21 protein-coding genes and 1 pseudogene are annotated in these 20,444 nt (G+C 46.4%); 9 read left to right on the top strand and 13 right to left on the bottom strand.

Going from position 1 to position 20,444, the window contains the following annotated elements; genetic code table 11:
* The first annotated feature begins 47 nt into the window (after positions 1–47).
* Positions 48–1,526: a hemolysin family protein gene (locus QUB77_RS20505; RefSeq protein ID WP_333180497.1), complete on the top strand. Its 1,479-nt coding sequence runs from the start codon at positions 48–50 to the stop codon at positions 1,524–1,526.
* Positions 1,527–1,533: 7 nt separating this feature from the next.
* On the opposite strand, the gene QUB77_RS20500 is transcribed toward QUB77_RS20505, so the two are convergent.
* Complete coding sequence (locus QUB77_RS20500; protein ID WP_333180496.1) at positions 1,534–2,148, bottom strand: hypothetical protein; 615 nt, start codon at positions 2,146–2,148, stop codon at positions 1,534–1,536.
* A gap of 198 nt (positions 2,149–2,346) precedes the next feature.
* Between QUB77_RS20500 and QUB77_RS20495 the strand changes: the two genes are divergently transcribed.
* The gene (locus QUB77_RS20495) at positions 2,347–2,793 is read left to right on the top strand and encodes a hypothetical protein (protein ID WP_333180495.1); all 447 of its coding nucleotides are present in this window, start codon (positions 2,347–2,349) and stop codon (positions 2,791–2,793) included.
* Between the two features lie 131 nt (positions 2,794–2,924).
* On the opposite strand, the gene queC is transcribed toward QUB77_RS20495, so the two are convergent.
* A complete protein-coding gene (gene queC / locus QUB77_RS20490) occupies positions 2,925–3,599 on the bottom strand; it encodes a 7-cyano-7-deazaguanine synthase QueC (protein ID WP_333180494.1) in 675 nt (224 codons plus the stop codon).
* Positions 3,600–3,790: 191 nt separating this feature from the next.
* A complete protein-coding gene (locus QUB77_RS20485) occupies positions 3,791–5,122 on the bottom strand; it encodes a cytosine deaminase (RefSeq protein ID WP_333180493.1) in 1,332 nt (443 codons plus the stop codon).
* A 403-nt stretch (positions 5,123–5,525) separates the two neighbouring features.
* Between QUB77_RS20485 and QUB77_RS20480 the strand changes: the two genes are divergently transcribed.
* From QUB77_RS20480 to QUB77_RS20460, 5 genes are all read left to right on the top strand, one after another.
* Positions 5,526–6,773 carry a GTP cyclohydrolase II gene (locus tag QUB77_RS20480; protein WP_333180492.1) on the top strand — a complete coding sequence of 416 codons (1,248 nt, stop codon included), beginning with the start codon at positions 5,526–5,528 and terminating at the stop codon, positions 6,771–6,773.
* 89 nt (positions 6,774–6,862) lie between these two features.
* Positions 6,863–7,945: an adenylate/guanylate cyclase domain-containing protein gene (locus tag QUB77_RS20475; RefSeq protein ID WP_333180491.1), complete on the top strand. Its 1,083-nt coding sequence runs from the start codon at positions 6,863–6,865 to the stop codon at positions 7,943–7,945.
* Positions 7,942–9,189, top strand: a complete 1,248-nt coding sequence (locus QUB77_RS20470) for a URC4/urg3 family protein (protein ID WP_333180490.1) — start codon at positions 7,942–7,944, stop codon at positions 9,187–9,189. Before QUB77_RS20475 ends, QUB77_RS20470 begins: the two co-directional genes overlap by 4 nt.
* A gap of 553 nt (positions 9,190–9,742) precedes the next feature.
* Complete coding sequence (upp, locus tag QUB77_RS20465; RefSeq protein ID WP_333180489.1) at positions 9,743–10,378, top strand: uracil phosphoribosyltransferase; 636 nt, start codon at positions 9,743–9,745, stop codon at positions 10,376–10,378.
* Positions 10,379–10,697: 319 nt separating this feature from the next.
* The gene (locus QUB77_RS20460; RefSeq protein ID WP_332946242.1) at positions 10,698–10,844 is read left to right on the top strand and encodes a hypothetical protein; all 147 of its coding nucleotides are present in this window, start codon (positions 10,698–10,700) and stop codon (positions 10,842–10,844) included.
* 304 nt (positions 10,845–11,148) lie between these two features.
* Here QUB77_RS20460 and QUB77_RS20455 read toward each other — a convergent pair whose 3' ends face one another.
* Complete coding sequence (locus tag QUB77_RS20455; protein WP_333180488.1) at positions 11,149–13,071, bottom strand: hypothetical protein; 1,923 nt, start codon at positions 13,069–13,071, stop codon at positions 11,149–11,151.
* A gap of 34 nt (positions 13,072–13,105) precedes the next feature.
* Positions 13,106–14,482, bottom strand: a complete 1,377-nt coding sequence (locus QUB77_RS20450; RefSeq protein ID WP_333180487.1) for a glycosyltransferase family 4 protein — start codon at positions 14,480–14,482, stop codon at positions 13,106–13,108.
* A 76-nt stretch (positions 14,483–14,558) separates the two neighbouring features.
* On the opposite strand from QUB77_RS20450, the gene QUB77_RS20445 reads away from it, so the two are divergent.
* Complete coding sequence (locus QUB77_RS20445) at positions 14,559–15,029, top strand: tetratricopeptide repeat protein (RefSeq protein ID WP_333180486.1); 471 nt, start codon at positions 14,559–14,561, stop codon at positions 15,027–15,029.
* A 145-nt stretch (positions 15,030–15,174) separates the two neighbouring features.
* The gene (locus QUB77_RS20440) at positions 15,175–16,122 is read left to right on the top strand and encodes a glycosyltransferase (protein ID WP_333180502.1); all 948 of its coding nucleotides are present in this window, start codon (positions 15,175–15,177) and stop codon (positions 16,120–16,122) included.
* Positions 16,123–16,518: 396 nt separating this feature from the next.
* Here QUB77_RS20440 and QUB77_RS20435 read toward each other — a convergent pair.
* The 8 genes and pseudogenes from QUB77_RS20435 to QUB77_RS31845 form a co-directional block, all read right to left on the bottom strand.
* Positions 16,519–16,762 (bottom strand): annotated as a pseudogene (locus tag QUB77_RS20435) (transposase family protein); the annotation flags it as partial.
* Between the two features lie 277 nt (positions 16,763–17,039).
* Positions 17,040–17,309, bottom strand: coding sequence for a hypothetical protein (locus QUB77_RS20430; RefSeq protein WP_333180485.1), 270 nt, complete (start codon positions 17,307–17,309; stop codon positions 17,040–17,042).
* Between the two features lie 121 nt (positions 17,310–17,430).
* Positions 17,431–17,763, bottom strand: a complete 333-nt coding sequence (locus QUB77_RS20425) for a P-II family nitrogen regulator (RefSeq protein WP_333180484.1) — start codon at positions 17,761–17,763, stop codon at positions 17,431–17,433.
* Positions 17,764–17,861: 98 nt separating this feature from the next.
* Positions 17,862–18,995, bottom strand: a complete 1,134-nt coding sequence (locus QUB77_RS20420) for a sodium-dependent bicarbonate transport family permease (protein WP_333180483.1) — start codon at positions 18,993–18,995, stop codon at positions 17,862–17,864.
* Between the two features lie 540 nt (positions 18,996–19,535).
* Positions 19,536–19,703, bottom strand: a complete 168-nt coding sequence (locus tag QUB77_RS20415) for a hypothetical protein (RefSeq protein ID WP_333180482.1) — start codon at positions 19,701–19,703, stop codon at positions 19,536–19,538.
* Positions 19,704–19,800: 97 nt separating this feature from the next.
* Entirely contained in the window at positions 19,801–20,055 is a 255-nt protein-coding gene (locus tag QUB77_RS31855) for a transposase (protein ID WP_445251895.1), read from the bottom strand.
* An 82-nt stretch (positions 20,056–20,137) separates the two neighbouring features.
* Positions 20,138–20,272 (bottom strand): hypothetical protein, encoded by a 135-nt coding sequence (locus tag QUB77_RS31850; RefSeq protein ID WP_445251894.1) that lies wholly within the window; start codon positions 20,270–20,272, stop codon positions 20,138–20,140.
* A 62-nt stretch (positions 20,273–20,334) separates the two neighbouring features.
* Positions 20,335–20,444: IS630 transposase-related protein (locus QUB77_RS31845; protein ID WP_445251896.1), on the bottom strand; the 110-nt coding region annotated here is incomplete at its 5' end.

Raw genomic sequence — 20,444 nt, 5'->3', positions numbered from 1 at the left:
CAGACGGATTCTCAGGTTTGATCGAGAAAGTTTTTTTAGGGAGCATTGTGTCACTTTTAGGGGCGAGAGTGCAGGAGATATCTGATTTACCCGCGATGAGTTCGACAGAGGTGCTGTCGCGGTTGCTGTCAGTGCTGTTGCTGATTGCGATTAATGCTTTTTTTGTGGCGGCTGAGTTTTCGATGGTGACGGTACGCCGATCGCGCATCAATCAGTTAGTGGAAGCTGGCGACGTTGCAGCTTTAACTGTGCAATCTTTGCAGCAAAGTATTGAGCGATTGCTCTCAACAATGCAGTTGGGAATCACTCTTTCTAGTTTAGCTCTCGGCTGGATTGGAGAAAGTACGATCGCCGTGCTAGTCCGAATGTCGATCGGCTATTTGCCGCTGCCAATTTACATCAAGTCGGCGATCGCCCATTCTTTTAGCATACCAATAGTAACTTTTTTGTTGCTAGCTTACCTGCAAATCGTACTGGGCGAACTCTTTCCCAAATCTGTAGCCTTACTGTATTCCGAACAGCTAGCCAGAACTTTAGGGCCTCCGAGTTTATTGATTGCCCGTGTTTTCAAGCCCTTTGTGTCGTTTCTCAATCAATCTACTCGATCGCTCTTGCGGTTTGCGGGCATCGAATACGATCTAAGGCATCGCCCAGTTACTCCCGAAGAACTGCAATTAATTATAGCTACTTCCAGCGAATCCAGCGGCTTGGAAGCAGAAAAGCGAGAATTGCTCAACAACGTGTTTGAATTTGGCGAAGTTTGGGTAGAAGAAGTAATGGTGCCGAGACCTAGCATTGTCGCACTTCCCAAGACGGCAACCTTTCAAACTTTGCTCGACGAAATGGCGATTTCTCACCATTCCCGCTATCCCGTGACGGGAGATTCTTTAGACGACATTATCGGCATTATTGGCTTCAAACAACTGGCAAAACCCCTAGCTGAAGGTTTGCTATCTCCCGACACGCCAATTGTAACTTGGATGGGTTCGGTGAGGTTTGTGCCGGAGATGATGCTGCTGGGGGAACTGCTGCCTTTGATGCAGAGTTCGTCGGAAGAAATTGCGATCGTAGTCGATGAATTTGGTGGCATTTCCGGGTTAGTGACGCTGAGGGATTTGATTGCAGAAATTATCGGCCGCAGCTACGAGTCACCCGACAGTAAAGAAATTGCTTTGCAAGTATTGGACGATCGCACTTATTTAGTGCAAGCGCAGTTAAATTTAGATGATGTGAATCAAATATTGAATTTGGATTTGCCAGTAACGGACGAATATCAGACAATCGGAGGTTTTTTGAGCTATCAGTTGCAAAAAATGCCGGCTGTGGGGGAAGTTTGGCGCGGCGAAAATGTGGAACTGACTGTTGTTTCTGTGTCCGGGCCGCGGTTGGATGAAATTCAAATTCAGTTGTTGGAAGGGGCGGCGGGCGATCGAGCTTTGGGTGAAGTTGCAGCAGCGGATGAGGAAGTTGTGGGGAAAGGGCGAAAAAATAGCGGGTTGAGTAGTGTGGGAAAATTTTCTAGTTAAGCATCTTTTAGCTAATACCTATATAATCTACTCGCTCGAAGTCGCTGCGTACTAAGTCATCTAACGTCGGGCCTTTGGGGCGCAAATTAACGCGATCGCCCACCTTCACATTTTCGTAATGTGCGTTGGGAATATATATATCTTGCTCCCGCATAAAAGCATCAGTAAATCTAAAAGCACTGTCAATATCCTCAGCTTTAAGCTCGCGAAAATCTGATACGAATAGAAAACTTATTTCTTCCTCAAAGTACAGCATCTCTGCAAATGCACCTCCGTCGTAGCAGTTATAACCAATATAACCGCAAGTGTCGCTGCATTTGTAGTAGATGGCGCGAGTGGATAGGAAGTTAGAAAGGGTGATAGCATCTCCTTCTCCAAATACAAGGCTACCTGGCCTATAAGTCAGTTTTTCAACGATCGTCCACGGGTGTCCTCGGAATTGAAAAATAATATAGCTTTCGGCGGTCATTTCGATTTCGCGATCGTATATATCCCGTTCCCAAACATCCGCACGTCTCGCCCTACTGAGCTTTTGCGCTACTGACTCAATAGGAGCGCGAACGAGAAGTAGATTTTGGTTTACGTCAATAGATTCAATACCTCGGCGCTCTTCAATAGACATAATTTTCACCATTAAGTAAGCTATGAATGAGTAGTAGGGACTTAGTACAACCGATAGTCCGACAGGGGTTGAAACCCCTGCCTCAAAGCTAAAGTCCTCTGAAGAGGACTAAAAAACTCATTAGTCCTCTTCAGAGGACTTTAGCTATTAGACAGGGAATTCATTCCCTGGCGGACTAACGGGTGGGCGGGAGGACTGGTGGACAAAAAGCTTAAGTTGACACCATTGGGCTGTTGGAGTGTCCCGATTTTGAGCGTACCTACTTTCTGCAGCAAAAGTGCTGTAATTTTGATTTTTTATTCTATCATTATTGCAATGAAAGCTCAAGAACTTTATCAACAAGGGTTCGACCTCGGTCGCAGAAGGTTGTACAAGGAAGCAGTTGAAGCTTTAAGTCAAGCAATTAATCTCAATCCTGGCTTTGCAGAAGCGCATATTGTTCGCGCTGATGCTCAAACTTTATTAGGAAACCTACAGGGTGCAGTAGAAGATTTTCAGCAAGCTATAGATATCTACAGGGCGAGAGGACAATCGCAAATAGCTGATATGCTTTTAGTCCCATTGAATTCGCTGCAAAATGAAATTAAGTTTAACCAGGAAGACCAGGTTCAACCGGAAGTTGAGGATGAGCCGAAAGCTAAATAAGCAGTCGGATTCAAAACTAACAGTCTTGGACGCAGTGCGATGCTTAGAAACCGGGTTTTTTACCGTTTCGGCGGGCGAAGCGAAGAGACTCGAAAAAACCCGGTTTCTGACTACCCGTGCGTAAGTCATGTTTAAGCGTAAGGCACCGGATCTTTTAATCCCAATTCTTCAAAAGCTGCCAGCCGCAGCCGACAAGAATCGCAAACGCCGCAGGCATTTTCCCCGCCTGCATAACAAGACCAAGTTTGCTCCCAAGGTACTCCTAATTTGTTGCCTAATTGAATAATTTCGGTTTTTTTAAGTTCGATCAAAGGTGTTATAATATTAATAGCATTTCCTTCTCTGCCCTGCTTTGTTCCTAACCGAAATACTTCCTGCATGGCTTGGATGTAATCGAGGCGGCAGTCGGGATATCCAGAATAATCTAAAGCGTTGACACCGATGTATATGCGATCGGCTTCTAGAGTTTCTGCGTAGGCGAGGGCAAAGCTGAGAAAGATCGTATTTCTAGCAGGAACGTAGGTAGTGGGGATGTTTTGGGACATTTCTCCCAGAGTGCGATCGATCGGCAATTCCATCTGATTATCCGTCAAAGCGGAACCGCCCCACAGTGTTAAGTCAAAGTTTACTATCTGATGTGCCTTAACACCTGCCGAAAGTGCGATCGCCCTTGCTGATTCCAACTCCCGCCGATGCCTTTGCTTGTAGTCAAAGGAAATAGCGTAACACTCGCAGCCGTCGGCTTTGGCTTGATACAAAACTGTTGAGGAATCCAGCCCTCCTGATAATAAAATAACTGCTTTCACTTAAAATATCCTCGCTCAAATCAGTTTTATATTTATATCAAATTCCTTGGAAATTGACAAGATAGCAGTCCTAAATGATTTGTTGTGAAATATATTTTTTTTGACGAACCGCGAAGACGCGAAGGACACGAAGGAAGAGAAAAGAAGGGAAGAGAAGAGAAGTTGAGTGCGGATTCTGCATTTTATCTAATTTACAACAAGTCGTCTAGTTCCCGGTAATCGGGCAAGGTTGTATCAATTACTTTACCCTGCCGCAAAACTGTGCGATCGCGCTGTGACCTCGATAACAGTTCGCTGAATTTTCGCGCCTTAAACAAAATCAAATCTGCTGGTAAACCAACGGCAATTTTTCCTAGATTCGGCAATCCCATTAAATCTGCTGGTGTTTTTGTGACTGTGCGCGGCCAATCTTCCCAAGGCCTATCTAAATGGGCAATGCGGACTGCCATATTAAAGACTTCTAAAACATCGTGATCGCCAAATCCGTAAAACGGATCGCGACAATTGTCGCTAGCAACTGCAACTGGAATTCCTGCTGCTTTGAGTTCGTGCAGCAGTGTCACTCCCCGCCAGCGCGGTGTATGCTGAGATTCTCGGTCTTGCAGGTAAAGGTTGCACATCGGCAAGCTGACAATGCCAATATTTGCTTCCTTGACTAATTCCAGAGTTTCTGTTACTAAATCTGAGGGTTGTACGGCTAAACTACAGCAGTGTCCGCAGATGATTTGACCTGCAAAATTATGACGGATGGCGGTTTTTGCGGCTTCTCGCAGTGTGACTGAATCTGGATCGTCGTTTTCGTCGGTGTGGAAGTCGAGGTTTAAATTTCGTTCTTTGGCTAAGGCAAAAACTCGATCGAGTTGTTTGTCTAAATCGGGATTCATGTAGGCGACTCCGCCGAGAATGCCGCCAATTTCAGCAATGCGATCGGCTAGTTTTTCGCCTGCGGGTGTCAGGTAATAGTCGAGGGAAACCAAGGAAGCTGCTTGCAAGATCAGTCGATCGCCCCATTCGGCTTGCAGCGCTTCAAATACTCCCAAACTAACGGTTCCCTGTTCGCCCGCGCTGTCGATGTGAGTGCGGATGGCCTTGGTTCCGTGGGCGTAGCTGCACTTTAGTCCAAATTCCATCCGCCGGTAAACATCCTCTGCATTCCAGTTTTTTTGGGCATCAGCGCCTACCGCTTCGATCGCGCTGGCAAAAGTTCCATCGGGATTGGGCGATCGTTCCCAGATGTGGCCTTTGTCTAAATGGGTGTGCATATCTACAAAACAAGGCCAGATTAAGCCGCCCTGCAAATCTACAACTGGGATATCTTCAGAGGAGGATACAGGTTTTGTACCTGCTGGGATGATTTGGGCGATCGTCCCTGCTGCTGCAATTTCCAAATCCACCAAACAGAAATTGTTCTCACTCCCCGTTGTCGCCACAGTAGAAGCTGACGGGGCGATCGATTTCATCTCTAGAAGAGACGCGGGTACGCGACCATTTTTGAGCAAATAATTAGATGTACTTGGCAACATTAATTTTGTGAGTTAGTATTTTGTTGATAATTACTGGCTACCAGTTGTAACTATAACAACCATTGCAGGAATTGTGAATATCTCTCTTTTCCTCTTTCTCTCTTTTCTAGATTCTCTACGTCCTCTGTGATGAGTTAAACAAATATCATGTATAAAGAAAATATAAATGCTAGAGAAACTTGGATTAAATAGGTAGCTTTGCTGTTGGTACTCCAGCCCGAAGCACTGAAGCACTTATGCAAAAAATTTATATTTTCAGGACTGTGCGAAAATCAGCGTCACGAGTTTGGCTATGCCGGATACTTCCAGAGCCTGAATCCTGTTGCTATCATAAATCACTGCTTCCAAGAGCAATTTAACTTTCAACTAACAGCAGCATCCATAGCAAGAGCCAAAAACAACTGTGTCAAAACCAAAGCATATAGTTTTAACATCCCATCCCGACAGATCCGGCACAAAACCTCATCCCATCCACTGGGGAGAAATCGATCCGCTGAAACGGGGGCCTGTGATTGGTAGCCTTACCAAATCTTCTCACCGGAATGCGATCGGCACTCATTCGGGTTCTTACTCTGTTTATCGCGCGCTAGCAGTGGCTTCCGGGGCACTCCAAGCCGATCACCGCCCAGATTTTACCAACACCTCTCCGGCCGCACACATCGGGCCGCACCCGAGTTGGGGCGATCGCAATTTGATTGTTTCTCTCGATCCCTTTGGGGGTTTGGTCAGCGAAGTTTATACTTCATTTCTCCAGCAAGGATACGATATTCGACCGACAATTGCTGTCACTAAAGCTCACATTAATATGCCGGAATTGCAAGATGCTATTGCCAAGGGGCGAGTGCAAATTGATGGCAAAATAGTCAAAGCAGGTGGCAATTTAGCAGTAACTAAAATTGCGATCGATCCGGTGTGGTATTTGCCGGGAATTGCTAGGCGGATTGGCGCCCAAGAAAGCGTTCTCCGCCGTGTCCTGTTCGAGGAAACAGGCGGAATGTTCTCGGATTTAGTGACGCGGCCGGACTTACACGTTTTCTTGCCACCTATTGGCGGAACTACGGTTTATATTATTGGCGATGTCGCGAATATTTCTGACCCGGATAAGCAGTTGGCGGTACGGGTACACGATGAATGCAACGGTTCTGATGTCTTCAGTTCCGATATCTGCACTTGTCGCCCTTATTTGGTACACGGGATGGAAATTTGCATCCAAACGGCACAATCAGGCGGTTCTGGGGTAATAGTTTACTTCCGCAAGGAAGGGAGAGCTTTGGGGGAAGTGACTAAGTTTTTGGTGTACAATGCCAGAAAACGGCAGGAAGGCGGCGATCGAGCTGATGCCTATTTTACGCGCACTGAATGCGTTGCGGGAGTTCAAGATATGCGGTTTCAAGAACTAATGCCCGACGTGCTGCACTGGTTGGGGATCTCTCGAATTGACAGTTTAGTTTCTATGAGCGATATGAAATACAATGCGATTATCAATTCTGGCATTCAGGTGGTCGATCGCATCCCCATTCCCGAAGATTGGATTCCCGCAGACGCACAAGTCGAAATCGTCGCCAAAAAAGCCGCCGGCTACTACACGCCTGACCCTGTGCCAGATGCTACAATTCTTGCAGAAGCGATCGGACGCGATTTAGGAGATTAAGAGGGCAAAGACGCGACCGGTGGGACGCGAACACTCGCGTCTTTGCTAAATGAAATTTATTGCTGGTTTTTGATCAGTCAGGGTTGGTTATGGCTAATTTGCGTTCTACTGTGATCGTAAAAACAGATATTTGCGGATATACCGTCAGAGTCAAAAAATTATCTCAGTCGGACTTAAGTAGTTTGTTAAATGAGCATAAAACTTTTATTTCAGATATTAGCGCCAGAAATGAAGGCAGCGTGATCAAAGGGGAAGGTGATTCATTTTGGATAATTTTTCCCAGCGTCACAGCAGCGGCGGTAGCAGCCATAGAAATGCAGCAAGAATTGAGAACGCAACAATCTAGCAAGGCGAACGACGAACGATTGGCTATTCGCGTCTCGATTACTTTAGGAGATGTCTTGCATCAAGATAAAGATATCTTTGGCGATACGGTGAATTTAACAGCGCGCATAGAATCAGTCACTCCGCCGGATGAAATATATTTGTCCCAAGCAGCATGGTTGGCGCTCAACAAAGCAGAAGTGCAAACGTCTTTTGTCAACGAGTTTTCTTTGAAAGGGATGAGCGAACCTGAAAAAGTATACAAAGTTGACCAAAGTTACAAAACGCGAATCATCAAGAATCAAGCAATAATTAAAGCAGATTTGAGAGGTTTTATTGCTTATCAAGAATCTAATTCTATCAAAGATGTTGAATATTTGCTCACCAACTTTGATACTTTTGAAAAAACAATTTGTGAAGAATACGGCGGCACAATTCGGAGTATTGTTGGGGATTCGCATTTGTTGACTTTCCCGGAAGCTCACTCAGCCTTAGCGGCAATGGAAAGTCTGTGCGAGAATTGGAAACTTTTTATTGATGCCAATCAAATACCTTGTGGCTTGTCGGTGGGAGTTGCTAAGGGAAATTTATATATATTTAGGTCTTGCACTTACGGAAAAGATATTAACATAGCCGACCGACTGGAAGATTTAAGTAAAATAGTATCTCCGAGGACAGAAAAAAACTCGGTGATAGTTTCCGATCAAATAAAACGCGAAGTCAGCGGCTCGAAGTGGGAATATAAGCTGATCAAACTAGATAAAAATGTGATTTTAGATAATCTTTTAGATTACAGTCAGTTTGACTTTTTTCAAGAAAACGATGTTTACCGATGTTTGGTTATATGAAGTTGAAAAATATTGAACTTGAGACTGTAGAATATCTGAGAACGCCGGCTGCTATTCGCCAAAAGTGCGATCGGCTTTTTGATTTAGCCAGCATGGACAAACTCCGCTACTTCCGCGTCGATTTATCCCAACTCGACAACGCAGCAAATTATGTAATTGACACAACGCGCCAACAGTATCCCGATTTTAACATTCCCTTTCACAGTCGCTGGCGACATTTTGAAGCCGGCAACTTGTCGCGACTCGCCGAATTGGATGCAGCTTTAGCAGAATTTGCACTCATAGAGCAAGCTAAGATCAAATTTGATTTAGCAATTGTCAGCGTTTTGCTCGATGCCGGTGCTGGTGCAGATTGGCAGTATTGCGAACCAGAAACTGGGCTGATTTACCGCCGTTCTGAAGGGTTAGCAATAGCCAGCTTGCGGATGTTTTGTCAAGGTGTTTTTTCCAGCAATCCCGATTTTCCTTGGCAAGCTGATTCTCGCGGACTTTCTCAATTAAAACTAGAAACCTTAGCTGCAGGATTTCAGGTAAGTGGAGACAATCCGCTAGTTGGTTTAACAGGCAGATTAGAATTATTGCAGCGTTTGGGAAAGGCGATTTGCCAGCATCCCTTATTATTTGGCAGCGAAAACCCGCGTCCCGGCAATTTGGCAACATACTTGTTCGACAGTCGGGTTTCGGGAGGCAAAACTGTGAATGCTTCTGAAGTATTGAGCGCTGTTTTAACAGGTTTTGGGGAAATTTGGCCGGGAAGATATGCAATTGGTGGTGTTAATTTAGGCGATGTTTGGCGGCATCCGGCTTTAACAGGAGAAAATCTGGGAGATGAATTGGTGCCGTTTCACAAACTCTCGCAGTGGTTGACTTATTCGCTGCTGGAACCGCTGCAAGAACTTGGTTTAGAAGTGACTGGATTGGATGAGTTAACGGGATTGCCGGAGTACCGCAACGGCGGTTTGTGTTTGGATATCGGGCTGCTGCAGGCAAAAGATTCGGCTATTTTTGAACAGAGTTACTTGCCGGGTTCGGAAGTTATAGTAGAATGGCGATCGCTGACTGTGAATCTTTTAGATAAAATTGCCGCAGCTATTCGAGAAAAGCTGCATTTGAGTGCGACAGACTTGCCGCTGGTGAAGATTTTGCAGGGAGGAACTTGGGCGGCGGGGCGGAAAATTGCGGGCGAATTGAGGGCTGGTGGAGTGCCACCAATTCAGATTGAAAGTGACGGCACTGTGTTTTAGGGGGAAGAAGGAAGTTCGGCAACGGATTCTGTAACGGATGTAACGGATGTAACGGATAGAAGGAAGTTCGGCAACGGATTGTGTAACGGATGTAACGGATGTAACGGATAGAAGGAAGAGGGAAGTTCGGCAACGGATTGTGTAACGGATGTAACGGATGTAACGGATAGAAGGAAGAGGGAAGTTCGGCAACGGATTGTGTAACGGATGTAACGGATAGAAGGAAGAGGGAAGTTCGGCAACGGATTGTGTAACGGATGTAACGGATAGAAGGAAGAAGGAAGAGGGAAGTTCGGCAACGGATTGTGTAACGGATGTAACGGATGTAACGGATGTAACGGATGTAACGGATGTAAAGGATAGAAGGAAGAAGGAAGAAGGAAGAGGGAAGAAGGAAGAGGGAAGAAGGAAAATTATCTCCTCTTCCAACTTAAAACTTAAAATTCCAAATTCCAACCTGAAAACTATACCTCACACTACACTCCCAACAAGCTGCTTAGTGGCAAGTGCGATATTTGACGTGATAAGCAAAGCAAATTAATTATTCAAAAAAATGAGTGCTAAAGTTACTGTCATTGACCATCCTTTGATACAGCACAAGTTAACTCTCATGCGGCAAACTCAAACGAGTACGGCGAAATTTCGCCAACTGCTGAAAGAGATTGGAATGTTGCTAGCCTATGAAGTGACGCGAGATTTGCCGCTAAAATACGAACTAATAGAAACACCGATCGCCAAAATGAATGCACCGGTGCTGGCTGCAGAAAAGAAAATTGTTATTATTTCGATTATGCGCGCAGGTCAGGGACTGTTAGAGAGTATTTTAGAACTGATTCCGTCTGCGAGGGTAGGACATATTGGTTTGTACCGGGATCCGACAACTCGGATGGCGATCGAATATTATTTCAAAGTTCCCCAGGATATCGAACAGCGAGATGTTTTAATTGTCGATCCGATGCTGGCTACTGGTAATTCAGCAGTGGCGGCCGTGGATAGGCTGAAAGAAGTTAATCCGAAGTCTATTAAGTTTTTGTGCTTGCTGGCGGCACCGGAGGGAGTGGGGCACTTTCACGAACAACACCCTGACGTGCAGATTTATACGGCGGCAGTTGATGAGTGTTTGGACGAGCACGGCTATATTGTACCCGGACTCGGAGATGCGGGCGATCGGCTTTACGGCACTATGTGAATTCAATAAAATTATTTTCTGCTGTATATGCCAATACATTCATTTAAAAATTAGTTTACTAACATAAGCATTGGTTTGATAGTGCCATACAATGTAAATTGTAAAATTTTAATGTCAAGAAAAGCCTATATATAACAAGGGTTGTAGGGTTTTCTTACATTAAATTCGTAAATTGCATAATCTAGATGTATTTACTGCATTTGATGGTTAAATTCTCTGCCTTTAGTTTGATTAATTGCAAGAATTAGTTATTAAAATAGATGTATGATGCTAACCGTTTGCGATCGACTACTAACATTTTGTGACGAGGGAAAAAACAATGGAGACTACAGCACAGAAAGAAGCCCCAACTCAGCCTGTTGAGGAAGTGAAAATTCAGAATATCAACAGTTTGGAGTTTGAACTTTGGGCTAAAGCAGTGAAACGCCAGATGATTGCAGCACTCTCTAAAAAGGGCGCGATTTGAGTTCTCTGGGTTTTTTGTGTGCAACTTGTGTTAATTAAATTAACAAAATTTTTGTCTGCATTGTTGTCCAAGAGCGATAAGTGGGGAGGGGAGGAGTTGTGAGATTGCGCCTCTTTCGGAGTTGCGGGAGGGGGAGAAGAAAGCATTTTCCTTATTCCTAGTTTTGGACGCACGGGTGCAAGGAAACCGGGTTTTTTTACGGAAATACTTCTGTTGCAATCGGCAGAAATGGTAAAAAACCCCGGTTTCTTTGTGTCAAGAGTGCCTCCGGGACTGTTTTATCTGCCGAATCCTTTCTGCCAGATTACGATCGCTTGTCAACCGCCGCCAGCAAGCGCAGACTTCCGTCTTGAACCTGCACTGCTTTCACCGTTCCCACAGCAACTCTTTGTTGACCGTTAGCCATCGCTACCTCAATCTTAATCTTGGGGTCAGCCAGTAATCCCAGCCGCCCCCAGAGCCACTTAACTTGAGTAGCAGGAAAAGAGCGCACTTCTACATCAGAAAAGGGCGAATTAACCCAGCGGCTACCGTCGTAAAAACTCGCTACTTGCACCTGATACCAAACTTGTTCTCCCGCCAACTTTAACTCGTTGTTCGGTTCGGGTTCCAACCACTCAGCGGGATTGACACTGTTAATTAAAGTAGCAGAACCCATAATTTGACTTTTGTGGGCTTCTAAACTTTCAGCCTGAGAAACTGCTTCCTGAAGTTTGTTGACCAAATTCCGAATTCGACTTCTTGTTTCGCTGTCAGTATTTGATTGCTGGTCGAGCCAATTCATCGCCTCACGAGTTCCGTCTTGAGAAGCTATAATCAGGGCACCCCAAGCCTTGACATCGGCGTCAGCGGCATTCACTCTCAAGGCGGCGTCTATGCGGTTCCAGATGCGCCCGCTGTCATTTTTGAGGGTTGTGGCTATTTCGTTACTGTTGCTCGGATCGGCTTCAAATACTTGCAAAGCTTCGGCCCAGCGGCCGTCGATCAATTCTGCGAGAACTTGTTGACCGGGACTGGCCCAAGATGCGATCGCCTGAGCCCGAGTAATTTTAGCGTGAAATTCGATCGTTTCTAGCTGAGCTTGCGCGACTGCGGGCCAATTTTTGCCAGCTTTCCCCTTCGCCACACGCATAACATTTAATGCTGGAGACCACAGCCCGCTTTTCGCCAGTCGCAGCCCATTTTTGTAAGTCTCGTCATTGAAAGCAATTTCTTCTAAAGAAATCGCCGTTAACTGAACTGGGTTCGGCAAAAATTTGCGCGGGCCAATTTGATAAAGGGTAAATTGCGGCTCTAAACCAACTGTTTGGTCGATCGCCAATTGCGGGTTTTCCCCCTTAACAATTTGCTGCCAATTCGGCGGTTGTCCAGCCGCACTCGCCCACTCCAACAGCGGCATTAAATGATTTTGGCTGGGGTTGTAGCGGACGACTTGTCCGTAGGGAATTTTACTGTCGCCCCGCTTTAGTTGACCGCTGACATTAAACCAAATGCCAGAGGCGGGGGGCTTTCCGTCAAAGCGGCGCAGTTCTGTTAGGGGTAGGGACTGATTCGAGGCTTGATTGTCAGATATAGAGTCAGCTAAAGAAGTAATGACAAAAGATTCCGCCGGCCCTTCTACGTTCACAGAACTTGCTAGCTGAAAATACTGCTCTTTATCGGAACTGCGATCGGGCAACTGTACTCGCTTGTACACCCGAAGTTCGACAATTTGACGACAAGGATTTTTGCAAACAGTAGAAGCCTTCACAGTTCTTTCTACCATCAGCGGCAATAGCAAATCGGAAATAGAATTATCGCGGGATTGATCGACGGGAAGCGGCAGGGGTTCTCCGGTTACGAATCCCAATTTGCGGATGCTGGCTTTGATTTGATCGAGAGTTTGGATCGAATCTCTGCTACCTGTAGGCAGGCGCGACCATTCCGGCACAAACTGAGAGATCAACCTGTTGCCATTGGGATCGACAATTAGCTGATAACTCAGCCAAGCGCCGCCTCCCATTAAAGCTGCACAGCCACCCAAGATGCTGAGGGCTGTCAAATTAGCTATCAGTCTTTTCCAGGGATATCTGGCGCGAGTTCGGGGAGTAGGTATTGGACGCTGGGACTCTTGAAGATTTTTGGGGCGTCGGGTTTGGCGACGGCGTCTTGTCGCAGGAGGAGCAACTTTTCGATTTTCTGGGGGTAAGGCTCGATTTTTTGAGGGGTTAATTTTGTGTTCCATCATGCCATTTTAGAATTTAGATTTTAGAATTTAGAGTTTAAAATTGCAATAGCCGATCGTACTGCCGACCTATGATATCCCAAGTGTATTGGCTTTCCACGAGCGATCGAGCGTTGACAGAGAGCTCCTGTCTTAGCTGCTGATTTTCAAACAAACTGGTAATCGCCTCAACATACTCGTGAACTTTGTTCGCCCGCAAGGCCCTTCTCGGTTGTGGGCCGCCATCGACGGCTAAACCCTCCAAACCTCGATCGCTAGCAACCACGGGGGTTCCCGCAGCCATCGCCTCCAAAGTTTTATTTTTAATCCCAAAACCAATCCGCATCGGCACCACACAAACAGCAGCTTGATGCAAATATTCTGCCACCCTTTGCACCCGACCTACTACTTGAATTCCCGGAAGTTTCCCCAAGGCGAGCACTTCCGGGACTGGCGAAGCCCCTACTAAGGTGAGGGTAGCATCGGGATAGCGCTGCTGCAAAGGCGGCAGTATTTGCAAACTGAGAAACCGCGCCGCGTCAATATTGGGCAAATTGTTCATGGCGCCTGCAAAAATTAAGGTGTGTCCTCCCGGATCGATCGACCGGTACGGAAATTGAGTTAAATCCACGCCGTTAGGAATTACATCAATGGGAGGTACAAAAAAATCTTGTTTTCCTCGCACTTTAACCGGAGGCAACAGTAATTCTAGGAGTTGCTCTCTGTCTGTGGATGTTGTCGCAACAATGCGGGAGAATTTGGAACAGTAGCGTTTTTCGTAGCGGGCGAGTAGCGGTAAATTTAGTCGATCGCGCAGGGGTTTTTCGGAGGTGCCGGTTGCTAACATTTCCCTGCAAGTTCCCCAAACGGAACTGTGAATGTTTGCCACTGTCAGCAGTTTTTGCCGCCATTCTGGACGCACGTAAATCTCGTTAACGCTGTGTTCGCAGGTGACAGCATCGCATTTGCCTGCTGTTACCAATTCGTCTGCCCAATTCTGCATTGCTTGGGAGTAGCTTGAGAGTACGTTTGGAGGTGTCCCGGACGACAAAAATCGACCGAATCTGTGGAATTTTCCTATTATTTCAGAGAACCCCCCCTCAGTCCCCCCCTGGTTAAGGGGGGGAGGTAAGAAGTCCTCCCCCTGGTTAAGGGGGGGAGGTAAGAATCCTTCCTCAGTCTCCTGGTGGAGTCTTAGCCCGCCCTTAGCAAGGGGGGGTTGGCGGGGTGTCTGCGGATGGGGAAAAACTGCTAATTCTGCAACTTGCTGGCGCAATGCGTCGATTTGTGCGTCGGTGACATCGGGCGATCGTACAGTGCCGAGAATTACCTCATGCCGCTGGCTCAAGTATTGTAATAAATTAAAAGTCCTTACCTGAGTTCCTCCGCGGCTTGGCGGATAGGGAAAAGTCGAGGAAAGCATCAAAATCTTCATGGGATGTGGGATAAATAAAGTTGCCGCTTGCGCTATAAAATTGATTGATAAAACCTTTTTAACAATCCTCGCACCTATGGACGAATTATCTGTCAAGGCGCTGCTCGAAGACTTGAAAAAGCCCGACGAAAGCGTGCGCGATCGGGCAACTACAGAACTCTGGCGCACTTGGTTTAACCAGAAGGGTGACTATGGGATGCAAATTCTCAGGCGATCGCAAGTTTCGCTGGATGCAGGCGATGTTCGCCACGCTTTGGATTTGCTGACGAAACTGATTTCGGAAGCGCCGGATTTTGCTGAAGCTTGGAACCGACGCGCCGTACTTCACTATACCCAAGGAAATTATAAAAAGTCGATCGACGACTGCCAAATCGTCCTCAAACTGAACCCGGTGCATTTTGGGGCGTTGCACGGTCTGGGTTTGTGCTACGCTGCCTTGGGAGAATACATAAATGCTATTCAAGCTTTTCGCCGCGCTTTGGAAATTCAACCTTTTGCTTTGGTTAATCAAAAGTTAATTCTCGAATGTACGGCTCGTTTGAGTTAAAGTTAACTGTGGAGTGAAGGAAGTTCGGCAACGAGCAATGTACGGGATGTAACGGATATAACGGATAGAAGGAAGAAGGAAGAAAATCAATGGTTTCAGGATTTTTTTGCAATCTTAAATCTCAAATCTCAAATTGTCTAAGTTAGTGCCGAAAATTAGCGTTTGCATTCCTACTTACAATCGAGTGCATCTGCTGGCTTGTGCGATCGCCAGCGTGTTATATCAAACTTATACAGATTTTGAATTAATTATCTGTGATGACGGTTCTACTGACAGCACTCCACTGTTGATGTCGGAATTTGTCGATCGCCCGATTCGCTACATTCGCCACCCGCAAAATATCGGCAAGAGTAATAATATGCGATCGGGCTTTGCTGCAGCAAGGGGCGAGTATTTTATCAAGTTTGACGATGACGATCGCCTGAGCGCGCAATTTCTAGAGCGGACATCGGCTATTTTAGATAAAGACCCCAGCATTGATTTTGTCAGTACAGATCACTGGGTGATCGACATTAACAATTATATTGACGAAAACCAGACGAAACTCAATTCGCAGCGGTGGGGGCGCACCGAGTTATCGCCGGGAATTATTGAAGATTTGCTTTCCACAGTTTTTCTGAGACAGAGTTTGCAAATAGGGGCGACTTTGTTTCGGCGCCGCGCCCTGGAAGAAGTCGGATTTCTGCGACCAAATTTGCAAAATTGCGAAGATAACGATTTGTTTGTGAGACTTGCGATTGCGGGCAAAAAGTGCTACTACTTGCCGGAGCTGTTGATGGAGTATCGAGTTCATGCAGGACAGCAAGGAGTCGATCGGGCAATTCCGTATTTAAGCGATAAATTGCGCTATTTAACAGGCTACGAGTTTGAGTCGGAGAAGTTGGAAACAGTCAGACTCCAAAGGATTGCCGAAACTCAATTAGCGCTAGGTTTGCGACTGATTGAGGTGGGTGAAACTGCAAAAGGACGCCTGATGGTGCGAGCTGGAAAGTCGGTTTCTGCGGCGAAAATGTGGGCGGGTTTGGGATTGTCGTTGCTGCCAGTAGAGTTGCGTCCCAGGGCGTTTGAGTTTGTACGGGAGTTGATGAAATAACCATCAATAAAAAATATTAATTTTCAACCGCGGATAATTTATTAATTTTAATTAGAGTACGGGGTTTTGTCTGGCATTGAGATTTGTTCAGATTTGGCTATAGCCAGAACTTGCCGGGGATTGTTCCGAGAGTCTGCAGCAAAAATAAAAATTCGATCGGACACGTTTTACATTAAATTAAGAAATTAAGAAATACTAAAAAATTAAGTATTTACGAGTTTGATATCGATCGGGCACAAGTACAGACCTTTCCTTGGGTCTGCCCTGCTTGTGCTATCTGTCATGCCAGTCAGCAAAACTTTGACCCTAAAACTCGGTTAAGGGCTCAAAGTCAGCATTCATTGTTAAATTCTGTCTAGTTTATTAGACCTATTGCCAAAAAAATCTATGTTAGAATTAAAGGTTTTGAATTTTCGACCTAAGAGCTAACTCATAATTGTAAACTGCTGACAACAAATTACAACGGAGACCATAACGGCGGCGACGATTTTGATAACGACTTGACAAAATGAGAGAAAACTTTTAGACTCCTATTAACATGTTCAATCACTCTTCGCTCCTGGGCTAAAGCTTGATTGTAGTCTTTTTCTAAAAGAGAAAGATTCGCCTTTTTAGGTTTCTTTTTAGGAGTCAAGCTATTAAAGCGATCGTCACCGAAAGCAGACCGCGGAAGAGGGGGTCGTAGAAGCTTTCATAGACACTTTCCGACCGGGTTAGCAGGCATAGAGCGAGGCCGAGTAGCAGTGCCGATAGGGCAGAGTCCTGGAGGCTTTCCTTCACGATGGGTCAGATTTTGGCCAAGAATTTCAAAGGTGGTACCCGCCACGTAATTTATCCGTGGAATCAATCCCAAATCGCAAATCGAAAATCCTCAAGAAAGAGCATTTATCCGTGGGGTCGCCTCTAAAATCTAAAATCTAAAATCTAAAATCTAAAATCGATTGACCCGCTCGCGCTGCTCGCTGGGATACCCGCTTGCGGTAATGCGCTGCTGGCTGCGATACTCCTGCCTGCTGGTGGGATACTCCGGCTCGCTGGTGGGATACTCCGGCAACCGACTCCTGGCTGAGATACTCATGCTTGCTGAGCTCCTCGTCTGGGGTACCCCGCTTCTTGCTGAGATAAATGCTGGCCACGACGATCGCATCTGGAATTTGCCGTTCGCTACCGAGGGCGGGAATAACCATACCACCAATCGGAAAGCCGAGCGTTGGGGACTGCAACTAAGACCCAAGTCCCGCAGGCAAGAAATACGGCCACTAAAAACCGGGGTCATGCCCCGGCTTTTTAGGTCTGTGTCGTCTCGATTCAACAGCCGTCTGGTCCACAGAAACTGTGTCCGTACAGTACCTCCGCGTCACAGAGATAGATCATGCCCGCAAAATCGAGGAAAAACTTGACTGCGACCTGATCCGCAATATTCTCGGCCATATCCCGATCCGGGGTGATCACCTCGAATTTTATATTCGCCGTGGTGTCAGAAACGCTGGGTTGTCCCGACGAGCGCACGTTGCGACTGCCTTTACCGCCGGTTTCCACAACCGTATAACCGGTTGCCCCGGCTTCTTCGATGATATGGACGATCTTTTTGAGCAGAATCTTTTCCGTGACGATGACAAGCTTTTTGGCTGGCTTGGCCATGTTGGTTACCTCCTTACCTACCTATGTTGATCTTAATATATTGAGTCGCTTGGTCTGCCGGGTCAAGGGAGCGCCCACACACCGCGACCCGTCTGGGATTAGCCGCCGCCTATCGCCTGGGCAAGCCCCAGGAAGAGCGGTATTCCCACGCCGATCGCAATGGGTGTACCGATAGCTGTGGAGGCACCGATGTAGGCGGAGGGATTGGCCGACGGGATACCGGCTCGCAACGTGGGCGGACCGGAGATGTCTGAACTGGAGGAGGCGATGACGGCCAGAACCACTACGCCACCAAGGCTGAATCCTGTGGCGTAGTGGGCAATCATACCCAGACCGAAGGCGATCAACCCATGCAACAGCGGTGCAACCACGCTATACACGACGTACCACTGGGCCACCTTACGTAGTTCGCCAAGTCTTGACCAAGCCTCCATACCCATGACCAGCATCAAGATCGAAAGCAAGCCGCGAAAGGCGGGATCGTAGAAGCTTTTATAGACACTTTCCGGCTGGGCGATTATGCCAATAGCAAGGCCGAGCAACATTGCCGATAGGGCAGGACCCCGGAGGCTTTCCTCCACGATCGGCCAGATCTTGACCCGATTATCCGCAGGCTTCTCCTGCTTGCTGAGATACTCTTGCCGGCTGCGGGGATAATCCTGCTGATCGGGATAATCGCCTGCTGCAACGGTCTGCTTGCTGAGATACTCCTGCTTGCTGAGATACTCGTCTCCGGCTCTACCCTTCTTCTTGTTAAGATAAATGTTGGCTATCACAATCGCAGTTACGAGCGCTGGGATATCCATGAAGGGATAGAGTGCGCCAGCCCATGCCTCGTATGGCATGTTTTGTCCCTCCAGTACCGTCAGGGCGGCGGCCATAGTAGAGCCACTCACAGCACCAAACAACCCCCCGGTCGCAATCGCATCCACGGTGTTGACCTTCGGCAGCTTGGCCAACGTATAGCGCGCGATGAATACAATGAGAATTCCTAATGCCATAGCAAACGCTACGGGTAACACCATCTCCGTCAGGTTGGAATTGCGGATCGCCTGACCACCGGTCAGACCGATTTTCATGAGCAACATGAAGACGATGATCTGATTAACCGCCTCTGGAATTATTAATTCGCTACCGAGAGCGCCAAGGACCATACCACCAATCAGAAAGCTGAGTGTTGGGGACTGCAACTGCTTAACGAAGTCCATTAAGAACAAGGACAAAAAATCCACGAATACCTCCTTCCGTCTCCTATAACGAAGAGCGATTATTGTGATCGGTGAGCTTTAAGAAGTAAGCCTGCAGCGCTTCAACCCGGCCGACAGGTGTTACGCGAACACCTGTGGGCCGGGGATTCAGAGATTGCAGATCTCCGAATGGGGCTAGAAGGTGTCGCTGTCGGGCAGTAACTTCTATAGATCAATATCTATTAAGAGCCAAAATTCTATGTACTTAAGTGTATCCTTAAATTCGCACACACTTGCGATCGCTTTACATGGATCTGCCAAATAATTTTAAATTCAAATCATAAGTTTTCCTTTTATTCTCAGAAAACCCCTATATCTATTATCTATGATCAGTGTAAATTGCGACCGCAGAATTGTCTATATACACGGATATTGCACCTAGGACGGTATGGGATCGGCCAAATCGGGAACAGGAGTTGCGTGGACACCACTCTTCTAGAAATGACTGAGCTAATCAATCCACATTCCAGGGGGAGCTGTTGACGGTTCATAAGTCGTGGATGGACTGTAACTGGCGAGGTTAAACTACCCCACCGCCAGTAGGAGACCGAACCCACTGCCCAACAAAAAAGTCCAGGCGTGAGACGAATCGAACACGCAGAGCAGGCGGCGATCGCCATACACCTGCACTAGCCAGCCTTCGCTGGTGTTGTCAAATTTGGTCTGCTGTTTAGTTGAGTCAAACTTGCTCATTGTGTACGCTCCATGCTGATCGAATGTATGTGGCGGTGGCGGGCAAGTGCCCGCCGCTACGGAAATATAGTCATTTCAAATAAGTATGAGACACTCTTCATGCACAATAAGCACGAATAACTTCATCAAGAGATGTGCCAGGAGACGCATACATTTTAGCTCTCTTTAATGCACTAAAATCATGCTCAATATCATTTAAGTCGGGAGAGTATTTTGGTAAAAATATTATCTGATGACCGGCCGACTCAACCAATAGTCTAATGACCGTCTTACGATGAATTGGTGCATTATCCATAATCAATATAGATGGACTTGTTAAGTTAAATCTGGTAACAAATATAAAGATAACCATCCTGAAAATCCTTCTACATTCAAACTACCCATAAAGAGCATTGGTGCAATTAAGTCCTTCTTTCCTTTTCTTCTTCCTGCTACTAAATTTTCTCTTTTTCCCCGTTTTCTTGGTCTTTCGCCATAGACTTTCTTTCCTCTTTTTGAAAGGGCATAGACAGAACCTTCAAATTCCTCAAATCCATACTCATCAATAAATACAAGACTTTTGCTGCCATAAATTTTAATTAATTCTCTCAGATTTCTATAATATTTTATTCTTTCTTCTATATTTCTTTCTTTATAGCGAAGTTCTTTTTTTTGTAATTTTTAGTTTTTTTAAGGCATAGCAGATGGCACTCGGTCTGACGGAGAAAGTTTTTGCTCTTTCTACTAATCTTGCTGCCGGAT

Source organism: Microcoleus sp. AT9b-C3, assembly GCF_036705485.1.
Classification (GTDB): domain Bacteria; phylum Cyanobacteriota; class Cyanobacteriia; order Cyanobacteriales; family Microcoleaceae; genus Microcoleus.
This window is presented reverse-complemented; position numbering and strand designations above follow the sequence as displayed.